Origin of the sequence: Ensifer sp. NM-2, from assembly GCF_003024455.1 — a bacterium.
Classification (GTDB): domain Bacteria; phylum Pseudomonadota; class Alphaproteobacteria; order Rhizobiales; family Rhizobiaceae; genus Ensifer; species Ensifer canadensis.
Window position 1 is genome coordinate 57792 of the sequence record NZ_PVZR01000032.1, and the last position, 20915, is coordinate 78706.

Here is a 20915-nt window from a genome sequence, read left to right on the forward strand (position 1 = left end):
TTGCTTGCGACCCACAGCGGCTCTCAGCAGCAAACATGACCGCTTTCGCAAGCGTCTCGATGCAACCGCGGGCCTCCACAAGAGTGACGCCCAGAACACGCTTGCTCGCGCACTATTCTTCTACCGCATCGGAGAATTGCGGGACAGGACCTTCGAAGCCAGTTCTATCGGGCGTCCAGCTGAACCTACTGATCAATGCCATCGTATGCTCGAACACTCTTTATCTTTATCTCGAGCCGCCCTTCGCCGAGTTCAACCGAAAGCATCGCCACGCCGCCCGAGGTGATCAAACACATCACTCCGCCCGTGTGGCAGCATATCAGTCTCACCGGCGATTACATCTGGACTCCGACAGGGGCCGACCTCAGGCCACTGCGGAACACCATCCTCGCAGCGTGATCTCCTTAGGTTCTCAAAAGTCCGACAAATCGAGCACTTTCCTGCCGCGGTACTTTTTGCCCGTGATCGCGGCGACACACCATTGCCCTACTCGGTATGGTCGTCCTTGAGAGCTCAGCGCTCAACAAACGGAAATCGAAGTCAATAACTTTGGCGCGTGGCTGAGGCGCCACATCCAAACAGACAATCAGTCCGAAACGGTCAAAACCGCTCGAGCATCCTCTTGAGCTCGGCATTCTGGGCACGAAGCTGGTTCGCTAGCAGTTGCCGAAGACGCTTGTTTTCAGCATCAAGTGCGGCCAAATCGTCCAGGCAAGCCGATGCCGTCGCACCGCTCGACGTTGGCATTTGGAGTTGCTCAACCGTTGCTGCTGGAATAGGCGCCGGCGCGGCGCGAGCAACGCGCTTTCGAGGAGCTTTAACAGTCTTGGATGCTGCCGGAGCCTCCATCGGGGTTGGCGCAGGCTCCGCAATCTCAGCGAGAACAGCCGGAGTTGATCCGGGGCTATCCGCGCTAACCACCACCGTATCGATCAGCGGCTCAGGAGCGACGTCTTTCACCACTGGTTCGCCAACAGAGATCAGAGCACTTGTGTGAGGCATGGGTTCCGTGACCTGAACAGCGGTCTTAGCGGCCCCTAACAGGTGAGAGGATTGGTCTTCAACCTCACGGGCAATGGCCTTAAGATCTGTGCCCCCCCAAATAGAGGTCGCCTGAGTCTTTGACAGGCGGCGACCCGATTTGAACTCAACAACGAATCTGCGTTGGGGTGTTTTCATAAGTTTTGCGCCTAAAGGTAGCTTGATGTGCCGCATTCTACAGCAGCACAAATACAGGGCGGCACTCCGCGTTTCAACTGACCTAATGCAGTCATATTCAGGAAATCAGGCCGAACCGGCGTCACTCGGCAGTTCGAAGCTGGACACCGTCGGATTTTAGCGTCGTAGAGCGACCGCACTTCAATTTATTGCTCGTTTCGATATCAATCCTGTCCGAGCCGCTTGCGCAGGTCGGAATTCTCGGCACGCAACTTTTCGCACAAAAGTCTGCGCAGCCTCTGGTTCTCCGCTTCGAGTTGCACGAGCTCCGCAAACTCATCGCCGGTCGGAACAAGTTCCGCAGCTGTTTGGCTGCCGGACCTCACACTGCCCTTCCAGTTATAGTAGGTTTGCGCTGACATCCCCGCGCTTTTAATTGCATCTTTAAGCGTGCTTGCGCCATCGGCAACCTGGGCTTCGATCGACTTGAGCTTCTTAAGCTTTTCTTCCGCGCTGTGCTTGCGGGTCTTGCCGCCAGTGGCCTTTGCCGCGGTTGCATTTGACAAGCGAACGGGTTCCGCAGCGGCTTTTTGACGTTTCGCTGCGTTTCGCTTCTTTGCCTCTGGCGCCTTCGCGGCGGTGGCATCATCAACAGCCACACTCGCAGGCGCCGTGTTCTCTTCGACCATAGTACTTCCCCGCTGGAATTGGCCCGTTTTCAACCGGTTGATCTCCAGAGTCAACAACCCCCCAAAAATTCAGTTTTGACGCACGGTTTCTGGGGGCTCGAATTGTTCCCTTCTTGTTACGCGCCTGGTTGCGCTGTGTGCTTCATCACTCAATTTGGCCTTCATGGAACGATGATAAGCTTCTCGATGGCGAGTTGCATGCCATCCACGTGATTAGGCAAACGGCAACTGTCATGTGTCGATCGCGGTGGCACCCTGATCATTACCAGCAAGCGGGTATCGTTTCGATGTTATCTGGAAATCTGGAACAACAATTCGGAGCCCGGATCTCGTCATCTTGGGTGAACACGTCTCCAGGTGCGGCATCCTCAATGGGGCCTTAGCGCGCGTTTGCAAGCCTGGCGACTCGATCATCATCTGTAATTCGGTCTATCCCGATGGACGGCAACATACCTCGTTGAAGCCGAAGGTGCCAACGTTTTGTAACCGCCTGCGCTCCTTGGCCAATGTCAACCACATACTCAACCAGTCTTTCTCGGCTGACCGGTCGAAGAACTGCTGGACTATTGGCAGTATCACAAAGACGCCGACGAGCCTTGGTCTCAAGGGCCGAAAATCGCGCCCGGCGTGATTCACCACAGCCTGTAGGATGCGCGGCTCCGCCTACGAAACTGCACGCGCCGAGCTTATGCGATCGACCGAAACCTGGCCGGTCGCTGTGATCCGACTGCCGTCTGATCAGGCAACCATTCCCACGAGATCCCCTAGCAGTTCAAATCTACCAAGTGTCGTTCGGCTACAATTGCAGCCGGATTGGACGGCGCTTTCGCCGATGTGGGTTGTGTAACGACAGCTTGTAATCGATGCTTGTTGGAACGCCGCGATCGCGACAGAGGGGGACCGGTCGCGTCACCAAGGGCCCCCCGCAAGCGTCAACGACCGTAAAGGGATCGAAGGAAGCTAAATGGGAAACAAAGAAGCAACGATCGAGGGGAATGCGGCATATCCCGCTTCGACGGACGCGTCGGACGAATATCAGCTTCGGCCGGGAGACGATTTCAGCGAGTATTTCGAGTACATGCATAAAAGGGCGCTCGAATCGCGCGTTGGTCTCACCAACATCGGTCCAGCCACTGATAACCCCGACTCGGCCGATACCGCTGCAACGAACCGTGTTTCAGGGCAACTCCTGACTCCGGCGACAAGCCCCGATCGCGGTCGGGAAGCAGCCGATCTCCCGGAGAACCTACGATCAACCAAGGTCCAAAACGTCCTCAAGCAGCCGGATGCGCGGGTTCGATCGGCGCAGGCAGAAGGAATACGGCAATCGCCGACGACGCAGGCGTTCGCTCCCGAACAGTTGAAGGCCATGGCCTCCAATCTTGCCGAAGAGGGCCACAAGGAGGCCGCGTTGTTCCTGGCGGAAATCTCTAACGGCGCCAGCGGATCACGGGAGGAAACGTTGCGCTCAAGGCATGTCGTCTTCAACCTAACTGCCAGCGGAGACAGGGCAGCCGCGATCTCGGTGCGCGATGCCTACAAAGCACTGCGGCCCGACAGAGGCAATGCCCGGCGCCTGGACCTGAAAGCGCGCGGAGATGGACGACAGATGTGAAAGACACAAGGAACAGTGCTCTGCAATGGAATGCGCAAAGTCGCAGCGCGATCCACACGGTCGGGAACTTCAGAGGAAGCGTCCCAACGTGCGACCATGAGTTTCGCCAAAACAGTGCTCGAAGAGAAGAAACGAGCGAAACTAAAAGGACAGCAATATCTTGATCGACTTTAGGGTTTGGTAGTTGGTGAAATCAAAACGATACGGGGAGGGCCCGAGAGAAACGTGGTGTTGGCGCCAACGCCTCGTAAAATAGCAAGTTGATGGGGGCGCCACTATCAATAGGCGGGCAGGAAACAGACGCTCTGCCCTGGCATCCGTTTGGTTTCGCTATGGGCTCCATCACTCAATTGGGTCTTCCAACTTCGAACTCGTCATCTGATAAAGAGGTATTCATATGGAAGGAAAGATGAGAACGTTAGTCCCAGGCGTGTAGCTTCGGGTCTAAAGGCGTCTCCCCAACCCTCGATGTGTGGTCGCGCTGCATCACAGATCTGAATCAATCCCGCTTAATCGATTCATAAATCTCATTGGACGTGGTTCCCGTGATCAACGAATCTGATCACATGATTTCGCAACCTTACCATCTCTACGTCGAGCGTACTGACGCCACGAAGAACATGGCGCGCTACTATTGCATGTCGATCGAGCTCAACCTTTTTGGAGACATCTGTCTTCTGCGTAGGTGGGGCCGCATAGGCAGCGTGGGACAGACGAAGGTTCATCATTTCCGCGGCGAACACGAGGCGGTACGGCTTTTCCTCGAGCTCCTCCAACAAAAGCGAAAACGCGGCTATCGCCCGCGCACGTCGCAGTGACAGTACCCACTTATGTAAACAGGCCCAGGCAACCAGTTAATTAACGACACGGGAGTGAGCCTTCGACGTTTCTCGTGAGCCGAGCAAATAAAGTCATGCCTTCTGATCCCGAATTATTTTCAGTGCCCGAATGATCTCCGCCGCATCAATCAGGGTATCCCTGATATCCTCCGTGGACAGATCTCTGACCCGTGAAGAGGCGACCTGTAAGTCGATCACGACATGCCTGACCTTGCTGTTGCCGGCGAGCTCCGCTCGTTCGCGCATCGCGCGGATCGTGTCAACTGATCGATCGATGAGGCGGCTTATTTCATGCGGCGTTAGCTGTTCAACTTCGTTTGCGGCTCTGATCAATTCGGAAATGAACGCGGTGGTGAGGGACATGATGCGGAAATTATCGACATCACGCGCCGCGTCAATGCAATTCAGATCACGCTTGTGCTTTTCCTATCTTGCCATTGATTGCCGCGGAAAAAGGGGGGATCGAGATGATGGCTGCACGGGACGTTACCGCGGAGGTCTGACGACGAAAATCCTCGCAGTCGTTGCCAACGCAGGCCAAGGCCAATCAGTCTTGACCTGACAGCAGGGCTAGCCCACGACAGCCGGGTGGCAGAACCGACACTGCAGGCCTTGCGCGAAGGCGCGATCCTGTTTGCTGATCGCGCCTATGACACCGATGCCTTGCGAGACTTGGCCAAAAGAAAACGGGCCTGGGGGCGAAACGGAACCGCAAGGCCAGCTTCCCCTTCAGGAGCCGGGACAAGAGCAGTTCAAAGTCCTGCGCTAAGGCCGCTCGCAGGAGCCGACCGGGCGTATGGGTCGGAAGCCTGCTGGCATTTTCTGTTGGCCCAGGAAGTCGAAGGTCTCGGCCGTCGCTCGCCACGCCGCTGTCGAGATGGAGCCGCGAACCGGCCAAATTCGATCAGCCGCGACTTGCCTTCGTGGAGCGCCAGGCCAAAACCGGCCAGCCGTTCCTTGAGGGCAAGAGCCTTTTGTGCGCATCGACCTTCTTGTCGAAGCCAACAACGAAGTTGTCGGCATAACGCATAATTCACCATACGTCCGCGTGCATGGCGACCACGCCACTGATGACCCCAGAGAGCGAAGATCTAGTGCATGCGCCCCTTAAGTTTCCGGTTGAGCTCAAGGCCGAGGCGCCGGTTTTGCGAGCGCAGTTCGCAACCGTCACGCAATTGAACTCGCTTGAATATGGTGGGACGGGCCGGATAGGTCGGGTGCTCGAGTGCCAATTCGTTAACCCGCAGCGTGAAACCGGAAAAACCGCTGCGTCCACCATCTCTATCGCGTCCGGTTGACACGGCCCGTACGCCTAATTATGCAATCGCCGATTTCGATTTCCAGCATTGATGGGTTTCATTTGAAATGTCCTTGTGGCGTGAAAAGCTTTTTGCGGCAAGGTGCGGAACTCGGAAACACCAATGTCATTCTTCAAGCTCCCAGTCGATCGGTCGCGCTCAAATCGGCAATGCCCTAAAGGAACGTTCCGAGCACTCGGCCATGGGGAGAGGATAGATCGAAGGCCATCCCGTTTATCGCGATCACTGGAACCCTCCAGCTTTCCAGGTCTCGCAATGTGTTGAGGAGGTCGATCGTCGCCCATCGAGAAAGTTCGGTCACGAAGATGACATCGATGTGCCTGAACGTGCAAGCGCAATGACTTTCCTGCGCTCGGCGCGGTCGAGGTTCGCACCAGAGCGAGTTTCCTTGAAAGTTGCCACACCTTGTAACCGGCGCGATCAGCAAACGCTGTAAGGTCCCGCACCTGCCGCTCGCAAGAAGGTCGAAACTCGGCAATAAACGCGCTGTCCCACTTGCACCCCTTGTGGTTCCTTGCCCGCTAAGGTTCTGATTTCACTGGCGCGAGTTTCGTCCAAAACAGACTTTACTTCATGTGGGACGGTGCATTGTCGTCATGCAGCGATTTCTGCTCGGCCGATCCGTTTGGTCAGATCGATCTCGAATTTTCAGTATGGATTGAAGTGAGAAAGGATCAGCGGTGAGGCCGCGAGGATCATCCGGCGTCAACTTTTCCGTTCACTGCGATTCGATCAGAGCCGGCTGCAACATGCCGTGAACCACCCTTCACACGTTGGCGTGCGATCTCTTAATCGGCAAGACACGGAGCCTGTCGGATGATCAACTGATTGTGTTGAGAACGGATAGGCAATTTGCTTGCTGCTGGGCAGTTTTAGACGGACGCAGGGACGAGGATGGAGGCCAGCTTCCGCGCCAAGCGAGGTGAATGCCGATGTCATTCGCATGTGCGCAATCGGTCTTTGTGCAGCGGCGCGTCAAAGTTCACAAGCTCCCAGACCTTCACGAGATCATCACTCAATGGTCCCTCATATCTCCCGAGCTTTGCGCAAAAGACGCAAATTCTTCTGCGGCCATTCGTTGAGTATCTCTGCGACTTCGCCACCCTAGTTGGCATGTCACTATCAAGCTGGAGGCTTAAATGTACCTGAACTCACTGGAAGGCATCGACCGAACCATCCGTAGAAACACCGCCACACTCATTCAATCAGCGGATGCCAGCTTCCAGGCAGCGCAGACTGCCGGCTTGGTCGATGTCAGCGCTTTTCCTGGGCGAGGACGAAGCGTAGAATTACACTCACCAACAGACGAAGGCCGCGAGATCGTTGACTTCGTCCGATGCTCTTACCTCGGCCTCGACAATCACACCAAGATCGTGGCCGGAGCAATCGATGCGCTCGAGCGCTATAAAAGTCTGCATTGGTCCTGTGCCAGGACGCGGCTTAACTTCAAGCTCGCCCGCGATCTTGAAGCGTCTCTGTCCGATCTGTTCGCCGCACGCGTGATCGTCTATTCCAGTGTGCTTGCGGCGAACATGAGCGCCTTACCTCTTGTTGCGTCTGGGCAGCTGACGGATGGGGAGAAACCGGTGGTCGTCTTCGACAGGCTGGCTCATGCGACGCTTGCCTTTCACAAGGCAACCGTCGGCCTGGAAACAGAAGTCCTGACGATCGCGCATAACGACCTTGAAGCACTCGAACGCGTATGCCGGACAGGCAAGAGGGTCGCCTATGTGTGCGACGGTGTCTACTCCATGGGCGGTTCGACTCCTATCGCAAAACTGCAGGCACTTCAAAACCAATACGGCTTGTTTCTCTATATCGACGACGCGCATGGTGTCTCGATTTTTGGAAAGCGCGGAGAAGGCTACGCGCGCTCGCAGATTGCCGGGCCACTTGGAGAAAACACCATCATTGCCGCGTCACTAGGCAAAGGGTTCGGCGCCTCCGGCGGGCTCTTGATGTTCGGGACGGGGCGTCAAGAAGAACTGTTCCGCAGATTTGCCATCGCGCACGCCTTCTCCGCCTCACCAAACGTGGCGGCCCTCGGCGCGGCGATGGTGTCAGCCTCGCTTCACTGCAGCCAGGAGCTTGTCGAACGACAACGGGACCTCGGAGAAAGAATCGCTCTTTTCGACGCGATCGCCCCGACGGAACACCGTGGCACGCAGTTACCGATCCGGACGATCACCATCGGCGAACAGTCCGATGCCATCGCCGCTGCCCGAAGCCTGCTCGATTTGGGGTTCTATACGTCGGTTATCTTTTTTCCGACAGTCGCACGCGGCAAGGCCGGTATTCGGGTCTGCCCCACGGCGGGGCACACGATCGACGAGGTCAGCAGTCTGGCCAACGCGATTGTTGCCTTGCAAGACAGCCAGAAGTAGCCGCTGTGGCCTTCAGGGCGGGTCTATCCCCCGGATTTCTGGAGACCACGCGGCTTTTGCTGCGCCCGCTCACAAGCACGCACAGCGCCGATCTCTATCACGTGCATCGCGATAAGGTCGTGTCGCGATTGCTTGCCGGCGTGGATGAGATGACGCGGGATCACTCGGATCGTCTCCTCCAGGCCTATGTCGAGCACTGGGCATTGTTCGGGTTCGGCTTCTACCTCGTGTATGGCAAACGTCCGCAAAGCGTGGGGCCTTGCGGACGTTGCGGCCTCAGACTGACACCGGCGCAAGAGGTCGAACTCGGTTACTGCTTTACGGCCGAGACATCGGGGAGGGGCCTTGCGACCGAAGCGGCGTCCGCCGTTGTAAAAAGCGCATTTGACGAGCTTAGGGTCGATCGCCTGGTCGCGTTCGTGCGACCAGGCAATGATCGATCCCTTCGAGTATTGGAAAAGCTGGGCGCCGAGAACTCCGGCCTCGTCCAGAAGACTCAACCGGTTTTCCGGTACGTCCTCACCCGACCCGTTCCAAACGATTGAGGCTGGGCGCCCGTCGGCGCACGCGCGTACTGATCGGATAGCAGGCGTCGCCGTGTTCAGGCCAGAAGCGGGCGCGCTGATAGGTGAAGAAGCCCTTCTCGTAGTAGCCGACACCAGGCGTGCGCACGAGCAACGGCTCTGCAATGGCTGCGAAATTCAGCTTGAAGTGATAGCCGGACTTCACGACGATAAAATCCTGGCCCTGCAGTTCAATCCCCTGACTGGTAAAGACCGCGGGATCATGGCTGAACGCGGGACGGGTCGTCAGCATAACCGAAAGCCGGTCGTCGATATGAAGAACGGCCGTGTCGCCCATCGCGCATTGAGTGCCGCGCTGATACGGCCCGTCGAGAACGCAACGCCCGTCGGTTAAGCCCTGCACGACGGCCCGCACCGGAAGGGGCCGAAACCCTGGCGTCAAACGTCCACCAATCTCGATCTCGATCGACGCACCCACGCCAGCGTGTTGGGCCAGTCGGACCGCTTTGGGATCCGTCACGGAGACAACGCCTCGAAGCGTTGGGTGCCCATTCAACGCAGCCTCGAGGATCGCCGTGCTGTCGCCCGGTGCGCCGGCGAGAATTCGGTCGCCCATGTCCGCAAGAACATAAGGGCGGGAGCATTGCCGATTGTATGACTTGGCAAGCGCCTCGTCGATTGACACCAGTTCATCCACGAATTCCTGTCGACGATCCCAGAAGGCCTGCGCAAGCTTCCTTGCGGGTGTCACTGCTTGCGCCTTTCCGTTGCTCGTGACGACGATGGCCTGTCCGATGTCATAGTCGTCGGAATAGCGAAACACGTTGAACACCGAGATGTCCCAGATGTCTGGGTCGGCCCTCGTGAAAGCCCGCGCCATTTCATGGATGTCGAACAGAGGGCCGGAGGCCGTTTCGCCTGCACCGGGCAAGATCATCGGAATCTTCGCCATCGTGGTCACCGGTGCCAGACGACCATCGAGCACCGCGAGAACGCAGTCGGCAACCTTGTAACCGCACTCGACGACGTCGGAGTGGGGATTTTCCTTGCAAGCGATGCAGACGTCGACCGACTCGATCATGTCGATGGTGACGTTTGCGTGCAGATCGAGACCAATGGCAATCGGGACCCCTGGACCAACAAGTTGCCTGAGGTCCGAGAGCAGAAGCCCCTCGGCATCAGCGGTCCGGGTCGTCGCCATAGCTCCGTGCAGGTCCAGCGCTATGGCATCGGGCCGGTGGGCGACGACGTCTTTGAGAAGCTGGTCCTTCAATTCGAGGAAAAAGCCGTGGTCGACGAGTCCGCTTGGCGGCGCCGTTGCCGAGAGGCTCCCCATCAACTGGGCGTCTGATCCCCGAAGGCGAGATATTATCCCACCGATCGTAGAGCCGCTATCGGCCGCAGCCTCGAGAAATTCTTCACCCGTTGCGTATTCGAACGCCTCCGGACCGGTAATCTCGGGATTGAACGCGTTCGATTCATGCCAGATCCGGGCCACGAGGATGGTTTTTGGTTTGGTCACTGCAGGCGTAATCATTTCTCGACCTATCTGATCCATGCGTTCCAACGTTCAAGCAGGCGTGGCGCGTTCGCATTGATCCACTCTGCATCCGGCACGATAATGTGCTGTTCGACGTCCTCCTTTGACGGCATGCTGGCCCGTGCTTGTGCGGACATCATTTCGATTGCGCGGTTGCTCGGAGGGGTGCAGGAGAGCAATTCGCAGGCTCGCGCCTGAGCTTGCGGGCTGTTGAGCCAGTAGGCCATGAGTTTCAATCCGTTTTCACGGTTTGGCGCGTTCTTGACCAGCGCAACACGATCGCCGACGAGAAACGCAGCCTTGTAAGACCACCCAATCGGGTAGCCTTGCGATTTCAGCGCCGTCGCTCGTGTGAGCCAAATCTGACCAAGGGCATAGTCCTTGTTTCTGAAGCCTTGAACGCTTTGATCGCCGGTTTTCCACCAGAGTGACACCGCCGGTCGGATCTCATCAAGTTTTGCAAACGCCCGATCGACATCGAGCGGGAAGAGTTTGTCACGCGCCACACCGTCAGCAAGTAGGGCTGCCGCGAGCACGCGCCATGGGTCATCAAAATTGGGAAAGGCCCTGCCTCCGGGAAAGCGATTTGTATCCCACATATCCGCCCATGTTTCTGGAGCCGGTTTCTTGCTGTCTGCAGTATCGTAGACGAGCAACGTTGCGGTGGACTGCAAACGGATGCCACCCGCCCGGCATGCATCTGTGACGAGGTCAGGGCGATCGGAAAACTGCTTGCAGAAATCGGAAACATCTTCGGCAGTCTCGAGATGTTGCGGGGCCATCGCCTGGATCTCGCCCTGCATGTAAAGGTCCCAGGAAACATTTCCGGTCTTCACCATTGCCGTCGCTTTCGCGCGCATCTCGGCATTGGTTGCAGCAACCGTCTTGACGGCAATCCCAGTTTCCCGTGTGAAGGGATCGAACCAGGCCTGGCGCAATGCCTTGTCGTAGGCGCCGCCGGTCGAAGCGATGATGACCTCCTCGCCAGCAACGGCCTGGCCGGGTCCTCCGGCTGCGAAGGCGAGAACGCCGCCAATCAGAGCTCGGGGGATGAAGACGAAGTAGTGTTTGAATGCTGTCACTTTAATTCCTCCCATTAAATGGTCAGTGATCAACGCCGCTTGGAAAATGCCTGAACGGCCCCCATAAGCATCAGCGAGATGCCAACGAGCAGGGTCGATGCGGCAGCGATGACCGGAGTGAGGTTGAAGTCGATGTCCTCGAACATCTTGCGGCTGATCGTTTTGCCGCCGGTGTCGGAGATGAAGAACGCGACTGTCGCCTCGTCGAAGGAGGCGAGGAAGGCAAAGATGCATGCGGCTGCGATCGAAGGGGCGATGTTTGGCAAGACGACCGAGAAGAACGCCCGCGGCCGGCTTGCACCGCAACTGAGAGCCGCAAGTTCCAGCACCGGGTCGAGGCGCTGGAGGGCAGCACTCACCGTGATCACGACATAGGGCACGGACAGCACCGTATGTGCCACCAAGAATCCGACAAAGTTGCCCGTCAGCTGCATCGGTGAGAAGACGAGGTAGAGCGCAACGCCGAGCACGATATGGGGCACGATCATTGGCCCCATGGACAAGGCCTGGATGATCGGCTTGCCGGTGACTTGACCGCGCACCAGGGCGATCGATGCAAGCGTCCCGACGACGGCTGCGGCAAGCGTCGTCGATAAAGCAATCTTCAAACTGAAGAAGGTAGCCGCAAGCCATTCCGGATCGGCAAAAAACGCTTGATACCAACGCAGGCTCAGACCACGCGGGGGAAACTCAATGTATTCGCCGCTGCTCAGCGACATCGGAATGATGACGAGGGTGGGCAGCATCAAGAAAAACAGGATGGCAGCAAGCGCCAATCCGCCGAGCCTGCGTGCGACGGACTTCGACAACCCACCGGTGGTCGGTAGACCGACGCGAAGAAGAGGCAACTGAGGTGTTGCCGTGGTTTGATCAGTTGACACCGTTGAACCCCTTGTTCAGCGAGATGGTTTTTCTAAAGACGAGCACCAGCAACATCGTGACGGCCAAGAGAAGGGTCGAAAGGGCAGCAGCGAAGGACCAGTCCAGAAGCACGGTGGTCTGCTGCCCGATCAGTGTCGCGATCATCATGGAACTTGGGCCGCCCACCAGGGTGGGCGTGATGTAGAACCCGATTGCCAAGATGAACGTCATCACGCAGCCCGCGAATATGCCGGGCGTGCTCAATGGCAGGGTGATGCGAAGGAAGGTTACGACCGGACCGGCGCCGAGATTGAGGGCCGCCTGGGATAGCTCCTTCGGTATCGATCGCAAGGTCGAATAGAGCGGCAGGATCATGAAGGGCATGAGCACATGTGCCACGGCCAGGATCACGGCACCCTCGGTGTAGATCAGCTTCAGCGGCTCGCTAATCAACCCGGCATCCAATAACACCGAGTTCACGATTCCATTGCGCTGAAGCAGGACAATCCAGGCATAGGAGCGAATGAGAACGGACGTCCAGAGCGGGATGAGCACGCAAGCCGCAACGATTGCTGCATTTCGCCCCTGAAGCCTCGCCATGGCGAATGCTACGGGATAGGCCGCAACGAGACAAAGGACCATGACACAGAACGCCACGGCGAATGTGCGGCCGAGAACCAGGAGGTATAGAGGATCGGCGACGATGCGCCTGTAGCTTTCGAGGCTGAAATCTGGGCTGAAAAAACTGATCTTGATGAGTTGCGCAATCGGATAGACAAAGCCAACTGCCAACAGCAGAGCGAGCGGCACGAGAAGGACAATCGTGGCACCCCGCGACAAAAAGCGGGCGGATCCGCCGCTCGTCACTGCGCCGGGTGTTTCCAGGCAAACCTGTTCCATCTAGCGCACCTCCACCAGTGGAAAGGCCGTGAGATGCGCCGGATCCGGGAGAATTTCCACTTCATCCCCGGCTGAGAAACGCACGTCACTTCCGGGCTCCGCCTGGACATGCACCGGGCGCGTGTCGTCCCCAGACACGTCGACCACATACATATGATGCGATCCGACGAACACGCTTGCGCTCACCGTCCCGCCCAAGGCGCCAGGCCGGGCCTGGCTCTTTCGAACGAGACGAGCCCGCTCGGGCCGGAACGCCAATTGGACCAGTTGATCCTGCTTTCCGGCGAGTTTTCGGGCGTTGAGCCTGAAGAGCTCGCTTGACGCCGCGCGAATAATCATCTCGTCGGCTTCTCGTCCGATGACGCGCCCCGGCACGAAATTCATCTTGCCGATGAAGTCCGCAACGAAGCTGTCGCGGGGCTCATCGTAAAGTTCGTGCGGTGAGCCGATCTGCGCGAGTTTTCCACCTGCCATCACTGCAACGCGATCGGACATGGTGAGGGCTTCTTCCTGGTCATGAGTGACGTAGACAACCGTAACGCCGAGCGATTTTTGCAGAGCCTTGATTTCGAACTGCATGCTCTCACGCAGCTTTTTATCGAGTGCCCCCAATGGTTCATCCATGAGGAGGACCGGCGGCCGGAAAACGAGTGCGCGTGCAACGGCTACCCGCTGTTGCTGGCCGCCCGAAAGTTCGTGCGGGTACCGCGCAGCAAACGCCGACAGCTGAACAATATCCAAAGCGGCCGCGACACGGGTCCTGATGTCATGGGGCGACTGCCGGCGCATCCTCAATGGGAAGGCGACGTTTTCTGCGACGGTTAGATGCGGAAAGAGCGCGTATTTTTGAAACACCATGCCGATCCCGCGCTTATTTGGCACGACCCGGGTGATGTCGCGGTTTCCGACAGAGATCCTACCCTCGTCCGGATACTCGAATCCTGCGATCATGGTCAGAAGCGTCGTTTTGCCTGACCCGGAGGGACCGAGGATAGACACGAACTCCCCCGCCGTTATTTCCAGGTTCAGTGGCTCAACAGCAACGGTGCTGCCGTAGCTTTTTCGAACGCCCTTTAGCGTGATCTCTTCTCCTATCAATCAAACCTCCCTTTGCTGAGCGGAAACCGCAGGCTGCGCGCCGCGAGCAATCATACAAGTCATGATTGCGTTACGGCTCGTAGTAATAGTGGTAGCTCTGCGATGTCACATAGACTTCGCATAAACGACATGTTTCATTTTTGTTGCAACAAATGTGCAGCATGTCAACCGGGGGACACAAAATTGATCAACGATGACGACCAGATTGAAACTGCAGATAGTAAGACACCCACACGACTGCGTGACGTCGCCTACGAAGACCTCAAGGAACGGCTGATCCGGGGCGCGTTCCCGCCCGGCCACAAACTGACGGTGCGAGGCGTCGCAGAAGAGCTTGGCCTGAGCTCGACGCCTGCCAGAGAGGCGATCAATAGACTGACACAGGAAGGTGTCTTGGTCTTCGCCGGCCCGAAGACTGTGGTCGTTCCGAGCCTAACGCGCGAGGCACTTGACGAGGTGACGGCGATGCGGCTTGCGCTTGAAGGACTTGCGGCATTCAGAGGGGTCGCTAACGCCACGGAAGAAACCGTTACGCGCTTGCGGTCACTGCAAGAATCGATCAACGCAGCCCTGGATCGCAGGGACTACGTCGCCGTTCTCGCCTCAAACCGCGAGTTTCATTTCACGCTTTATGAACTCAGCAACATGCCCACTCTTGTCGCCACGATCGAAACCTTGTGGCTGCGCACGGGCGCTGCATTCCATGACCTTTATCCGGAGTTCGCCGAAAGCAGATTTGGAGTGCACAACCACTTAGCTGTGATCGAAAGCCTGGCGCTCGGGGACGCCGAGGGGGTGCGTGCCGCAATTGAGAGCGACATCCGTGACGGCTACCGGCGCCTGCGACGGGCAGAGGCGGAGCGTTGGCAGAAGGAATCTTCGACCTCGTAAAGTTTTTTGTTGCGTAACTTCCCTGCACGTGATTTTTGTTGCAACATAATTGCGACAAAATCACGAACCACCAGACATTGCAGAGGGAAGTTTTTGAGATGGACAGTATCGCGGCGCCTCCAATCCTGATGAGGCCGAAGCACCGGTCGGAAACTGCGTTAAAGGAAGGGCGGAAGGTTTTTCCCGACGGCACCTCCAGGGTGACGATCGAACGAGACGGTGGAGTGATATATGCAAAGCGCGGGGAAGGTGCTTTCCTCGTCGATGTGGATGGCAACCGTTTCCTCGACCTGAACAACAACTTCACCACATTGATACACGGCCACGCCTACCCACCGGTTGTCGCGGCCGTTTCCAAACTGCTGATGGACGGGTCCTGCTTTGCCAATCCGACAGAGCACGAAATCGAACTCGCCGCGCTGCTCGTCGAGCGTATCCCCGCAATCGAGCATGTTCGTTTCGTCAACAGCGGCACGGAAGCGGTGATGTTTGCGATCAAGGCGGCTCGCGCCCTGACCGGCAAGCCTGGGCTGGTCCGCTTTGAGGGATCATATCACGGCTCATACGATTGGGCGGAAGTGGGTCAATCGAACAATCCGAACAATTGGGGACCGGAACAAAGGCCTGCTGCCGTCTCGAGCTTTTCAGGAACGCCTGACGACGTCGGCAGAAAGGTCACCGTTTTGCCGTTCAACGATGTCGATGCCCTGGAGCAGGGTCTGAGCGCCGTCGCGCACGAGACCGCGTGCATTTTGATCGACGTGATGCCGAGCCGGGCGGGACTGATCGAACCCGCGTCGGCTTTCATCACCGCTTTGATGGAACTGGCCCGCCGACACTCGATACTGATCATATCCGACGAAGTTCTCAATCTCAGGCAGGGTTACCACGGCGCATCCGAGCGCTTCGGCCTTATCCCGGACCTGATCACTGCCGGCAAAATCATCGGCGGCGGTTTTCCAATCGGGGCTATCGGCGGATCCAAGGAGATGATGAGCGTCTTCAGCGCCGAACACGGGCGCCCTGGCGTGCCTCAAGGCGGCACGTTCTCTGCAAACCCGGTCTCGATGGTCGCAGGACTTACGACCATGACCGCGTTGACCAAGGACGCCTTTATACGCCTTGAGGACCTCGGCGAGCAGATGCGAAAAGGCTTGAGAAACGTCATTGCAAAACATGGTGCGCCATTCTGTGTAACCGGCAGCGCCTCGCTGTTTCGCATACATCCACGTCCCACACCTCCACGCAACTATCGCGACGCGTACACCACGAATGCGCAGGCCGACACGATGCGACGACTGGGGCGCCATGCGGCCGCACACGGCATATTGCTGCCATCGGGAGCTTCAGCGTGCCTCTCCACGGCGATGGGGCCCAGCGACATCGAGCACCTCATCGACGTCTTCGACGCCTTTCTTTCCCAATCCTTCTAATTCGCGAGAACGACTATGACGATCAATAAGAAGTTGGTGACTGTTGCCGAGCGCATGGCCCTTGCCCTGCAACGCCATGGTGTCGAGCATATTTTTGCTCAAAGCCTGCCATCGGCGCTGATCCTTGCCGCAGAAGCAATCGGCATCCGCCAGATTGCCTATCGACAGGAAAACATGGGAGGTGCGATGGCTGACGGCTATGCGCGCGTTTCGGGGAAGGTCGCGATCGTCGCGGCCCAAAACGGTCCGGCCGCAACCCTCCTCGTGCCGCCGCTCGCCGAGGCGTTAAAGGCCAGCGTCCCGGTTATTGCGCTCGTTCAAGACGTCGAGCGCAAGCAAACGGACAAGAACGCCTTCCAGGAACTCGACCATATACAACTCTTCCAGGCTTGCGCGAAATGGGTGCGACGCGTCACCGAAGCAGAACGCGCGGAGGACTATCTCGACCAGGCATTTGTGGCGGCGGCATCCGGAAGGCCCGGCCCCGTGGTCCTGTTGCTGCCGGCCGACCTCCTGCGGGACGCGGCGCCTGAGCGACCCGCGGGACGAAAAAGCTCCCTCGGCTATTATCCGCTCAATCGTACCCGTCCAGGCGACGACGCGATCGCGGTCGCAGCCGACCTCATCGCCAATGCGCGTGCGCCAATCGCGATTGCCGGCGGCGGCGTTCATGGAAGCGGCGCATCGTTGGCGCTTGAGGCGCTCCAAGAGGCAGCGTCTCTGCCGGTCGTTACGACAAACATGGGAAAGGGCGCAGTCAATGAGCACCATCCTTTGTCTGCCGGTGTACTTGGCTCGCTCGTCGGACCACGGTCGCTTGGCCGTCATACATTGCCTCTCGTCCAACGCGCGGACGTCATCTTGCTGATCGGAACGCGGACGAACCAGAACGGAACAGATAACTGGAGCCAATTTCCAGCCGACGCGACGATCATCCACATTGACATCGATCCCTTGGAAATTGGCAGGAACTATGAGGCGCTGCGTCTCGTTGGAGACGTTTTCCTGACGCTGTCTGCACTGATCGACCAGTTGAAGTTGAACGACCTGTCCCGACGCGCCGCCGCACGCCCGGCTCTCGAAGAGGAGATAGCGGGCCTTTGGAAAAAGTTTGATGCCGATCGCAAAGAACTTGCGTCCTCCAGCGCGTTTCCCATCCGGCCCGAGCGGGTGCTTTGTGAGCTTCAGGCAAAACTCGACGAGAACACGATCGTCGTCGCCGACGCCAGTTACTCCTCCATGTGGGTTGTCGGGCAGCTACGCTGCGCTGAAGCGGGAGCCCGCTTCATCACGCCGCGCGGTTTGGCGGGGCTTGGATGGGGTGTGCCCCTTGCCATTGGCGCCAAATGTGCCCAACCCCGCAAAATGGTCATCGCAATTGTCGGCGACGGTGGTTTCGCCCACAGCTGGGCGGAGCTCGAAACCATCGTTCGTAGCGACCTTCCGGTCGTCGTCATTCTGCTGAACAACGGCATTCTCGGCTTCCAGAAGGATGCCGAGACAGTCAAGTTCGGCAAATATACGACCGCGATCAACTTCCACGACGTCGATCATGCCGCAATCGCACGCGCCTGCGGCTGTGCCGCAGACCGCATTACCGATCCTGCGGACCTCGCCGACGCCCTGGAGCGGGCGTTCCAGCGCCCGACTTCAACACTCTTGGAAGTGATGGCTGATCCGGCAGCACACCCAGCACTCTCGCTCTTTGCGCAAATGGACGAATGCGCATGACAGCGCAGCCGGGGAAAGTCGCCGTCGTGACAGGCGGTACGTCGGGCATTGGCCTGGCCACCGCCCGACGCCTGCTTCTCGACGGATATCATGTCGCTGTCTTCGGACAGCGCTCCGACCAGGCGAGGATGGCGGAGCAAACCCTTCGATCTGTTGCGTCCAAGGACCGGATCTTGAGTAGCGCAGCCGACCTCGTTGATCCTTCCTCCATTAGCGCCTTCTTCGCAAGCGTTGAGGCACATTGGCGATCTCCGGATACGCTCGTCTGCTGTGCGGGAATTTCTCCAAAAGGCGTCGACGGACCGACGCCATTTTCCGAGCTCACGCTTGAGGAATGGAACAGGGTCCTCGCGGTAAACTTGACCGGCGCGATGCTGTGTTGTCAGAGCGTCGCGCCAACAATGGTCGATCGCGGTTTCGGGCGGATTATCCTCGTCGGATCGCTTGCCGCCAGAACCCGGCCGAAGATCGCAGGCATCAGTTACGTCTGCTCCAAGGCGGGCCTGTCTGGCCTCATGAAGAGCATGATCGGCGCCGTCAGTCCCAATGGCATCACGGTCAATCTCGTTGCGCCGGGGCGGATCATAACCGACATGACCGGCCCGCCCGAGCTGCCAGTGAATGAGGAGGCGCGTCAACGCATACCACTGGGGCGGCTTGGAACGCCGGACGACGTTGCCAATGTCATCGCCTTCCTGGCGTCGCCGCAAGCGGGCTTCGTCAATGGCGCAACGATCGATGTCAATGGCGGAGAAGTCGTGGCCAATTGATCGGACCGGGGAATCCAGAAATGACGGGCGTTCTCGTGAATACCGACGATCCGGAACTCTACTCTCTGCTTGAGTACATTCTTCAAGCGGAGGGCTTCTCGGCGCGCCGGGTCGCCGGTCCAGACGACATCAGTCACAGTTCCTCCCCTAATCGAACGGTTGTCATCCTGGATGCCAATAGCCGCAGTCTTGAACTCTGCCGATCGATCACGGATCGCGATCATCCGCAGCCAATAACTGTGATTGGGCTCGTGCGACGAGATGCGAGCCCGGGCCATCTTGAACTCCTGAGGGCTGGAGCGACTGAATGCCTGACGAGGCCATTCAATCTTTCCGCCCTCATGGAATTGATTTGCGAGGCAGCAGGCCCCGAACATCCGCTCATGCGGCCACGTTCGCAAGCGCCACATCTGCTGCTCGATCCGCTTGAGCGCGCTGTAACATGGCAGGGGCGAACAGTGCGCCTGTCTCCGATCGCCTTTGCCCTGTTCGCCGAACTCTACGCCAATTACGGAAGAGTGAGGACCCGGACGGATCTCGTGGTCGCGGCACGATCCCCGAAATGCATACTCACTGGTCGAGGCGTCGACGTTCATGTCTGCAGATTGCGCCGCAGCCTCGCTCCTCTCGGAAAACCCTGGATCGAGACGATCAGAAGCTCCGGGTACAGGATGGTCGTTCCGTCAGGCGATTGCGCCTCAAGTCGAGCGCAATCGTAGTCGACGGAAGGCGACTGCCCAGCGGCGGCAATCTTCGTCCCTTCCGGCAAATTTCGCCGCCAGCGCACACCGGGCGGCGACAAGCGCTGCGTCAGCACCGAATATCTGAAGCACTACCTGTTCCAGGGTGTGGTCATACGTCTGCGCAAATGAGTTAGCCCCGAGCGTTCCGGTTGATTTCGACATGTTCAGTCTCCCGCGACCGGCGCGGGTTGAAGTTGCTATGCGCCGGCTGTTTGGCCCTGTCACAGGTAACGCGCCTGTCGCGTTTAAGCCCTTGCCGCAAGCAACACCATCGAACGCAGAACGTGTTTTTGAGACCTCATAATAAATTTCAATTTGATATTAAATTTGCGATTTTGTCGCCACCATCGCCAACTCCGCCTTTCTATAAATCTAATTTTGTCGAAATGCGAGCAATATCCTTCCTATTCTCCATTTTTTGTGACATCAAAAATGGAGATGAACGGGAATATCCAGGATGACGCCTCGAATACTCATCCATTCACTGGATGCGGAACTTTACCTTTGGCTTGAATACGCACTTGGGACACAAGGTTTTCAGACTGAACTATGGGAGGGTGTTGATCAGGCAACCAGCATGAACCAGCAAATTCTCGCTGTTATTGTCGAATGCCCCGCGGGCGAAGGTGAATTGCGCCTTGATCAGTTCTCCGGCTTACCGGTTCCGGTGATCGCATTGATCGAGGGCGACGACAGGAAGTTTCATCTGGACCTGATCAGAGCTGGCGTTGCGGAGCGGTTTCATCGGCCATTGGCTCCAAGGCGCCTTATCGAGTACCTGCAGCGGCTGCTTCCTGATCGCGCCCCTCTAGAACAAGATAAGCGCGGAGCAACCATTCTGCGGTTCGCTGAAATACGGGTCGACGTGGCAACGCACCGGGTGTTCTGCGCCGAACAGGAGGTACACCTGCCGCCTCTCGAATTCAAGCTCTTGGTGCTGCTGATGCGCCAGCAGGGCCAGGTCTGTTCGCGTGTGCAACTGATCGAAGCAGCATGGCCGCCAGGCGTGTTCGTCGAGCCGCGCACGGTCGATGTTCACGTCGGACGCCTGCGGCGGTCGTTGCGGCAGCGCTTGAACCGAGATCCGATCAGGACCGTGCGCTCAATTGGCTACGCACTCAGCCAGAGATGACAGTCACCGTTCATACAATCTTCGTCGAAATTTCAAACCGCCTTCGTTGCACACGCTAAGCGTGCTCATCAAAGTGGCGCCTCGCAATCTGGAGACGTTGCCAATGAACGAAGCGCTGGATCAACTCATCGACGGGATCAATGTCGCCTGGACCGAGCAGGACATAACCGACGCCCTTTGCGGCTTCACTGAGCGGTGCGGGCTTG

20 protein-coding genes and 1 pseudogene are annotated in these 20915 nt (G+C 57.9%); 12 read left to right on the forward strand and 9 right to left on the reverse strand.

Annotation, left to right across the window (positions count from 1 at the left end):
* Positions 1–600 precede the first annotated feature (600 nt).
* Together C6558_RS35495 and C6558_RS35500 are read right to left on the reverse strand one after the other, a co-directional pair.
* Complete coding sequence (locus C6558_RS35495; RefSeq protein WP_146160949.1) at positions 601–1179, reverse strand: hypothetical protein; 579 nt, start codon at positions 1177–1179, stop codon at positions 601–603.
* A 203-nt stretch (positions 1180–1382) separates the two neighbouring features.
* Positions 1383–1847 (reverse strand): transposase, encoded by a 465-nt coding sequence (locus C6558_RS35500; protein ID WP_107028494.1) that lies wholly within the window; start codon positions 1845–1847, stop codon positions 1383–1385.
* Positions 1848–2160: 313 nt separating this feature from the next.
* Here C6558_RS35500 and C6558_RS41830 point away from each other — a divergent pair, with 313 nt between their 5' ends.
* The 3 genes from C6558_RS41830 to C6558_RS35515 all read left to right on the forward strand — a co-directional run bounded on the left by C6558_RS41830 (position 2161) and on the right by C6558_RS35515 (position 4280).
* On the forward strand, positions 2161–2478 hold the full coding sequence (locus tag C6558_RS41830) for an aspartate 1-decarboxylase (protein ID WP_371412330.1): 318 nt from the start codon (positions 2161–2163) through the stop codon (positions 2476–2478).
* 333 nt (positions 2479–2811) lie between these two features.
* On the forward strand, positions 2812–3462 hold the full coding sequence (locus C6558_RS35510; RefSeq protein ID WP_107028496.1) for a hypothetical protein: 651 nt from the start codon (positions 2812–2814) through the stop codon (positions 3460–3462).
* Positions 3463–4028: 566 nt separating this feature from the next.
* Positions 4029–4280, forward strand: coding sequence for a WGR domain-containing protein (locus C6558_RS35515; protein WP_107028512.1), 252 nt, complete (start codon positions 4029–4031; stop codon positions 4278–4280).
* A gap of 93 nt (positions 4281–4373) precedes the next feature.
* Here the strand turns inward: C6558_RS35515 and C6558_RS35520 are convergent, their stop codons facing one another.
* Positions 4374–4664 (reverse strand): hypothetical protein, encoded by a 291-nt coding sequence (locus C6558_RS35520; protein ID WP_107028497.1) that lies wholly within the window; start codon positions 4662–4664, stop codon positions 4374–4376.
* An 85-nt stretch (positions 4665–4749) separates the two neighbouring features.
* Here C6558_RS35520 and C6558_RS35525 point away from each other — a divergent pair.
* From C6558_RS35525 to C6558_RS35545, 3 genes and pseudogenes are all read left to right on the forward strand, one after another.
* Positions 4750–5032, forward strand: a pseudogene (locus C6558_RS35525) (transposase); the annotation flags it as partial.
* Between the two features lie 1727 nt (positions 5033–6759).
* Positions 6760–8004, forward strand: a complete 1245-nt coding sequence (locus C6558_RS35540) for an aminotransferase class I/II-fold pyridoxal phosphate-dependent enzyme (RefSeq protein WP_107028498.1) — start codon at positions 6760–6762, stop codon at positions 8002–8004.
* 56 nt (positions 8005–8060) lie between these two features.
* Positions 8061–8549 carry a GNAT family N-acetyltransferase gene (locus tag C6558_RS35545; RefSeq protein ID WP_158268997.1) on the forward strand — a complete coding sequence of 163 codons (489 nt, stop codon included), beginning with the start codon at positions 8061–8063 and terminating at the stop codon, positions 8547–8549.
* On the opposite strand, the gene C6558_RS35550 is transcribed toward C6558_RS35545, so the two are convergent.
* From C6558_RS35550 to C6558_RS35570, 5 genes are read right to left on the reverse strand one after another with little or no spacing between them, the layout of a single operon-like run.
* Positions 8524–10086 carry a M81 family metallopeptidase gene (locus C6558_RS35550; protein WP_107028499.1) on the reverse strand — a complete coding sequence of 521 codons (1563 nt, stop codon included), beginning with the start codon at positions 10084–10086 and terminating at the stop codon, positions 8524–8526. The two genes, C6558_RS35545 and C6558_RS35550, sit on opposite strands and share 26 nt — an antisense overlap.
* Positions 10074–11165: an extracellular solute-binding protein gene (locus C6558_RS35555; protein ID WP_107028500.1), complete on the reverse strand. Its 1092-nt coding sequence runs from the start codon at positions 11163–11165 to the stop codon at positions 10074–10076. The genes C6558_RS35550 and C6558_RS35555 overlap by 13 nt, the downstream gene beginning before the upstream one ends.
* A gap of 14 nt (positions 11166–11179) precedes the next feature.
* Positions 11180–12031 carry an ABC transporter permease gene (locus tag C6558_RS35560; RefSeq protein WP_371412329.1) on the reverse strand — a complete coding sequence of 284 codons (852 nt, stop codon included), beginning with the start codon at positions 12029–12031 and terminating at the stop codon, positions 11180–11182.
* On the reverse strand, positions 12021–12911 hold the full coding sequence (locus C6558_RS35565; RefSeq protein WP_107028501.1) for an ABC transporter permease: 891 nt from the start codon (positions 12909–12911) through the stop codon (positions 12021–12023). Before C6558_RS35565 ends, C6558_RS35560 begins: the two co-directional genes overlap by 11 nt.
* Positions 12912–14009, reverse strand: coding sequence for an ABC transporter ATP-binding protein (locus C6558_RS35570; RefSeq protein ID WP_107028502.1), 1098 nt, complete (start codon positions 14007–14009; stop codon positions 12912–12914).
* 183 nt (positions 14010–14192) lie between these two features.
* Here C6558_RS35570 and C6558_RS35575 point away from each other — a divergent pair, with 183 nt between their 5' ends.
* The 5 genes from C6558_RS35575 (at position 14193) to C6558_RS41835 (ending at position 19553) form a co-directional block, all read left to right on the forward strand.
* Positions 14193–14900, forward strand: a complete 708-nt coding sequence (locus C6558_RS35575; protein ID WP_245449289.1) for a GntR family transcriptional regulator — start codon at positions 14193–14195, stop codon at positions 14898–14900.
* A 98-nt stretch (positions 14901–14998) separates the two neighbouring features.
* The gene (locus C6558_RS35580) at positions 14999–16333 is read left to right on the forward strand and encodes an aspartate aminotransferase family protein (RefSeq protein ID WP_107028504.1); all 1335 of its coding nucleotides are present in this window, start codon (positions 14999–15001) and stop codon (positions 16331–16333) included.
* A 15-nt stretch (positions 16334–16348) separates the two neighbouring features.
* Positions 16349–18064 (forward strand): acetolactate synthase catalytic subunit, encoded by a 1716-nt coding sequence (locus tag C6558_RS35585; RefSeq protein WP_107028505.1) that lies wholly within the window; start codon positions 16349–16351, stop codon positions 18062–18064.
* Positions 18061–18834 (forward strand): SDR family NAD(P)-dependent oxidoreductase, encoded by a 774-nt coding sequence (locus tag C6558_RS35590; RefSeq protein WP_107028515.1) that lies wholly within the window; start codon positions 18061–18063, stop codon positions 18832–18834. The genes C6558_RS35585 and C6558_RS35590 overlap by 4 nt, the downstream gene beginning before the upstream one ends.
* 383 nt (positions 18835–19217) lie before the next feature.
* Entirely contained in the window at positions 19218–19553 is a 336-nt protein-coding gene (locus C6558_RS41835; protein ID WP_371412331.1) for a winged helix-turn-helix domain-containing protein, read from the forward strand.
* Here C6558_RS41835 and C6558_RS40455 read toward each other — a convergent pair.
* Positions 19533–19739, reverse strand: a complete 207-nt coding sequence (locus tag C6558_RS40455; protein WP_199197111.1) for a hypothetical protein — start codon at positions 19737–19739, stop codon at positions 19533–19535. The two genes, C6558_RS41835 and C6558_RS40455, sit on opposite strands and share 21 nt — an antisense overlap.
* Before the next feature lie 415 nt (positions 19740–20154).
* On the opposite strand from C6558_RS40455, the gene C6558_RS35600 reads away from it, so the two are divergent.
* Positions 20155–20709: a response regulator transcription factor gene (locus tag C6558_RS35600; protein WP_158268998.1), complete on the forward strand. Its 555-nt coding sequence runs from the start codon at positions 20155–20157 to the stop codon at positions 20707–20709.
* The last annotated feature ends 206 nt before the right edge of the window (positions 20710–20915 follow it).